Here is a 3,922-nt window from a genome sequence, read left to right as displayed (position 1 = left end):
ATTAGAAGGAAAAAGCATTAGAGTCAAAGACAGATTCGGCAACTATGGATTAGTAGGAATCTTGTTATATCGGACTCAATCAACAAAGCTGATAGTAGATACCTTATTGCTAAGTTGCCGAGTATTAGGTAGAGGAGTAGAGTATGAAATGGTGAAATACTTAGGCCAGGTAGCACAGGAGAAAAACCTTTCCCCCATAGAAATTCCTTATTATCCCACCGCTAAGAATCAGCCAGTCAAAGACTTTTTAGAAAAGATAGCAAAAAAACAATCCCAACCAACAGAAAAAGGAGAATTGTTTGAATTTGCCAGTGAAGAGTTAGTCAACCTAAGTTTCACAGCAAAAGAACCAGAAGCATCCAGAACACAAAAGTCACCGAATTTAGTTGAGAAGACAAGCTTTGTCGCCCCTTGTGAGTTATTAAGGGAGATAGGAACTAAGCTGAGAAATCCCGAAGAAATTTGGCATGATATTGCAGAAAGACAACAGAATATTAGGTCAGAAAAGATCGGGGAATATGTCCCACCGCGTAATCAATTAGAAGAACAATTAGCTTTAATTTGGCAGGAGGTTTTAAAAGTTGATAGGGTAGGCATTTATGATAATTTCTTTGAGCTTGGAGGGAATTCTTTATTAGCCACTCAAGTTATTTCTCGGATTCGAGAATCCTTCCAACTTGAGGTATCTTTAAAGATTTTATTTGAAGCACCCACTATTTATCTTCTCCATGACCAATTACCTGATACTCAATTAACAGAAAGTAATGCGATTATATCAATTGATAGAAATCAAAAATTACCACTTTCTTTTGCTCAAGAACGCCTTTGGTTTCTTGATAAATTTGAGGAACAAAGTAATGCCTATCATGAGGGAGGCGCAATTCGTCTCATAGGGAATTTAAATATTAAGCTTTTAAACCAATCCTTCGCTGAAATTATTAGACGACATGAAATCCTTAGGACTAATTTCTCAGTAACAGATGCTCAAGCTTATCAAGTAATTGACACGCAAAAAACTTTAGTTGTTCATGAAATTGATTTATCTGAATTATCAGTAGAAAAACAGTTAGAAAAAACTCAAGAGATTACGATACAAAAATTTCAAACCCCTTTCAATCTAAAAAGAGATTTATTATTAAGAGTTACTTTAATTAAACTTGCAGAAAATCAGCATATTCTATTAGTGGTTATGCACCACATTATCTGTGATGGTTGGTCTTTTAAGGTCTTAATTCAGGAATTATCAACTCTATACACAGCCTATCAAAATAACCAACCCTCTCCTTTGCCAGAACTCACAATTCAATATGCAGACTTTGCTGCTTGGCAAAAACAAGAGTTAAAAGCTGAAAAGTTAGAACAACAGTTAAATTATTGGAAACAACAATTATCAGAAATTCCTCCTCTTTTAGAATTACCGACAGATCACCCACGACCTGCAATACAAACTTTTGAAGGATCTAAGTTTAACTTTACCTTCTCGTCTGAGCTTAGTCAAAAACTTCAGGAATTAAGTCAACAAATGGGAGTCACTTTATTTATGACTCTCTTAAGTGCCTTTAGTATCCTTTTATGCCGTTACTCAAGACAGGAAGAGATTGCTATTGGTTCTCCTATTGCTAACCGAAATCGTGCTGAAATTGAACCCTTAATTGGCTTTTTTGTCAATACCTTAGTGATGAGAATAAATTTAGAAAATAATCCGACTGTGACTGAATTATTGCAAAAAGTAAGACGAATTTGTTTAGAGGGGTATGCTCATCAAGATGTTCCTTTTGAAAAGTTAGTTGAAGAAACTCAACCTGCAAGGAATCTAAGTCATTCTCCTCTCTTTCAAGTAATGTTTGCCTTACAAAAAGCACCAGTAGAGGAATTGAAATTACCTGGACTCTCGCTTTTGCCTGTTGATATTGATAATGGAATTGCTAAGTTTGATTTAACCTTATCAATGGAAGAAACATCATCAGGACTAAAAGGTTTTTGGGAATACAATACAAATCTATTTGAAAAAGAAACTATTGAAAGAATGTTTGAGAATTTTCAAGTCCTCTTAGAAGGAATGGTTAATAATCCAGATGAAAAAGTAGCTAAATTACCCTTATTAACAGAAGGAGAAAAACAGCAAATATTAGTAGAGTGGAACGAGACAGAAGCAGAGTATCCCAAAGATAAATGTATCCATCAATTGTTTGAAGAACAAGTAGAAAGGACACCCAATGCCATAGCAGTAGTGTATGAAAACCAGCAATTAACCTATCAAGAACTCAATGAAAAAGCCAATCAATTAGGTCATTATTTGCAGAAACTGGGAGTTAAGCCAGATACATTGGTGGGAATATGTGTAGAGCGTTCTATGGAGATGGTAATAGGGTTATTAGGGATATTAAAAGCAGGCGGAGCTTATGTTCCTATTGACCCCAATTATCCACAAGAACGGATTGAATATATGTTAGAAGATTCGGGTATAAGGATTCTAGTAACTCAGGAGAGTTTTCGCCCTTTATACTCAGAATTTTCGACTCAGTTAATCTCTTTAGACACAGATCAGCAAAAGTGGGAAAGAGAAAATCAAACAAATCCAATTCATCAAACCCATTCTCATCATTTAGCCTATATCAACTATACTTCTGGTTCAACGGGTCAACCAAAAGGAGTGATGATTCCTCATCGGGGTGTTATACGTTTACTAATCAACTCCGATTATGTGGAATTAGATGAAGCTAAAACTTTTCTACATTTATCTCCCATTGCCTTTGATGCTTCAACCTTTGAAATTTGGGGAGCATTACTCTATGGAGGGAAATGTATTATTTTTCCTGAAAAAATTCCTACCGCCTTGACCCTAAAAGAAGCAATCAATCAATATCAGGTAACAACCCTATGGCTAACTGCGGCCTTATTTAATTTAGTGATCGATGAATTACCAGAAGCTTTCATCAGAGTCAAAGAATTATTAACAGGGGGAGAAGCTTTATCAGTCCATCACGTGAAGAAAGCTCTGCAAGCATTACCCTCAACGCAATTAATCAATGGCTATGGACCGACAGAAAATACTACATTTACCTGTTGCTATAGTATTCCCTCATTTCTTGAGAGCAAAGTTTCTTCGATTCTTATCGGAAGACCAATTAATAACACACAAATTTACATACTAGACCCAAACTTACAACCAGTGCCTGTGGGTGTGCCTGGAGAACTACACATAGGAGGAGACGGTTTAGCCAGAGGATATTTAAACCGACCAGACTTAACCGCAGAAAAATTTATCCCCAACCCCTTCGGAACAGGAAAACTCTACAAAACAGGAGACCTCTGCCGTTACCGCCGAGACGGCAACATTGAATACATAGGCAGGATAGACCATCAAGTCAAAATAAGAGGCTTTAGAATCGAACTCGGAGAAATAGAAACTCAACTAAGCAACCATCCTGAGATTAGAGAAAGCGTCGTCATTGCCAGAGAAGATGCTCCAGGAAATAAACAATTAGTCGCCTATTTAGTCTCTGACGAGATGAGTCAAAGTAGTGTGACTCAAACATTAAGAGACTGTCTCAAAGAGCAACTACCAGACTACATGATACCCAGTGCCTTTGTGCTGTTAGAGAAACTTCCTTTAACTCCTAACGGCAAAATTGACAGACGAGCCTTACCCGCACCCGACTCGAATCGAAGAGGACAAGAAAACTACATAGCACCCCAAACCCCAACCCAAGAACTTTTAGCGAACATCTGGCAAACCATTCTCAAAATTGAGAAAATAAGCCTCAAAGACAACTTCTTTGAACTAGGAGGACATTCCCTCTTAGCTACCCAAATCATTTCCAGAGTCAGAGAAACCTTCAGTTTAGACCTACCCATTCGCGCATTATTTGAAACCCCACCCTAGAAACATTAGTCCAAGAAATAGAAAACAGCCAAAAAA

1 protein-coding gene is annotated in these 3,922 nt (G+C 37.1%); it reads left to right on the top strand.

What is annotated here, in order from left to right:
• Window positions 1-148 precede the first annotated feature (148 nt).
• Window positions 149-3,886: a non-ribosomal peptide synthetase gene (locus CY0110_RS27410; RefSeq protein WP_050780083.1), complete on the top strand. Its 3,738-nt coding sequence runs from the start codon at window positions 149-151 to the stop codon at window positions 3,884-3,886.
• The last annotated feature ends 36 nt before the right edge of the window (window positions 3,887-3,922 follow it).

The organism is Crocosphaera chwakensis CCY0110 (genome assembly GCF_000169335.1).
In the GTDB taxonomy this organism is placed as follows: domain Bacteria; phylum Cyanobacteriota; class Cyanobacteriia; order Cyanobacteriales; family Microcystaceae; genus Crocosphaera; species Crocosphaera chwakensis.
The sequence above is the reverse complement of the archived record's forward strand: the minus strand, read 5'-3'. Positions and strand labels throughout refer to the sequence as shown.